Raw genomic sequence first — 1,619 nt, 5'->3', positions numbered from 1 at the left:
AGCGCCAGGGGCGGCGGCGCGCGGCGCGCGGCATGGCGGCACCGCGAATCGGGGGGTGGCAGGGATGGGCATGGGGCCTCCTCTCGTCTTGTTGCCCGCGGTTCAGTACGCGGCCTGCACCGACAGGTACAAGCCGTTTTGCCGGCGGTAGCCCGTCACGCCCGGCACGATGAGGCCCAGGTTGACGTAGGCCAGGGTGATCGACATGTGCTTGTTGGGCGCCCAGGCGATGAACAGGTCCCGCCAGTCGTCCTCGCGCAGCGCGGCGCCCAGGCCCGCCGAGGCGCCGATCGCCTGCAGGTTGTTGGGCTTGAAGCGGTATTCGGCGCCGATCGCCAGGTCACGGCGCAGCAGGTAGGCCACGGAGAATTCGGGCTGAAGGCTGCGGCGGCTGCGCCCCGGGGCCGAGCCGCCGAAGCCCAGCAGGCCGTTCTGGTTGGCGTTGGTGGAGCGCAGCGTGGCGCTCAGCACCAGATTGCGGTCCAGCAGCAGCTTGGTGGCGGTCACGTAGACATCGGTGCCGCTCGTGTCGGCCCCCAGGAACTCGATGACCCTGCCGGCCGAAGCGGGGTGCAGCCGCTTGTGCTCCACGCCCACCGCCACCTGCGGCATGGCGCTGTCGGCCTCGAGCACCGCATCGCCGAGCAGGCGGACCTTGACTCCGATGATGTCCATCTTGAGGTGCAGATCGGGCTCGACGCCGAATGCCGCGATGCCGTTCAGCGCGACGGCGGGGGCGGCATCGAAATCCTGCTTCGCCACCGACACCTCCACCCGCTCGTTCCAGCCCATCGCCGCGCCGTAGCTCGTGAGGCCGTAATCGCGCGTGCGGGTGCGGGTGGTGAAGGCGCTCATGCCGATCTCGCCCTCGGTGGCATTCGAGCCCACCACCGCCCAGGGGGTGAGCCCGCCGCCGGCCGAGCCGGAGATGCTGCTCACGCCGCCAGTCAGCAGCAGCTTGCCGGTTTCAGCCCGCGCGGTGCCGGCGGCGGCCAGCAGTGCGCAAAGTCCGGTGGTGCAGGCCACCGTGGAGATCCAGTGAATGGGGTGCATGGGGGTTCGTCCGCAAAGGAGCGCCAACCTGCGCTGTAGCAGAGTGTTACCTAAATCGACGCCCGACGAAACCCCCATTCCGCAAAGCAGAATATGAGGCCGTTTCGCTACAGCATGCGTTCGATCAGCGCGCCCGTGAACAGCACCGGTCCCGTCGGCCCCTTGTCGCCCGGCACGCCGCCCTGCGGCTCCAGGCTGATGGCCAGCGTGGGTACGTTCTTCACCGCGCTCTCCGGCGTGGCCAGCGTGAGCAGCGCCTGCGGCCCCAGCACGCCGAGCGAGCGCGGGCCGCTGCCGGGTGGCAGCGCCCACAGCTGCAGCGAATGGTCGCTGCCTTCCTGGAAACCGCCCACGCGCTGCAGCACCAGCGCGTTCTTTTGCGCATCGAATGTGACGAGCATGGACGGCGCGGCCTTCGCATCGGCCAGCACTGCCACGTAGCGCACCTGCGGCGTGGCGGCCAGTTGCTGGCGCAGCTGGGCGATCTGCGCCCCGCTGTCCTGCTGGAGCCGCTGGTGCGTCTGCAGCCCGACGACCACGGCAGCCACCGTGGCCAGCGCGCCCAG

2 protein-coding genes are annotated in these 1,619 nt (G+C 70.1%); both read right to left on the bottom strand.

Going from position 1 to position 1,619, the window contains the following annotated elements:
* Positions 1–102: 102 nt before the first annotated feature.
* A complete protein-coding gene (locus AC27KI_RS24360) occupies positions 103–1,053 on the bottom strand; it encodes a DUF3034 family protein (protein WP_487091071.1) in 951 nt (316 codons plus the stop codon).
* Positions 1,054–1,160: 107 nt separating this feature from the next.
* The coding region (locus AC27KI_RS24355) for an anti-sigma factor (protein WP_487116321.1) at positions 1,161–1,619 on the bottom strand (459 nt) is incomplete at its 5' end.

The sequence above is a fragment of the Acidovorax sp. KPB24-03 genome (assembly GCF_057546605.1).
Note: the sequence above shows the minus strand (reverse complement) of the source record. Positions and strands in the feature narration are given on the sequence as shown.

Excerpts from the sequence above, each read along its gene's own strand:
- AC27KI_RS24360 (WP_487091071.1), bottom strand. The coding sequence starts at position 1,053 with ATGCACCCCATTCACTGGATCTCCACGGTGGCCTGCACCACCGGACTT.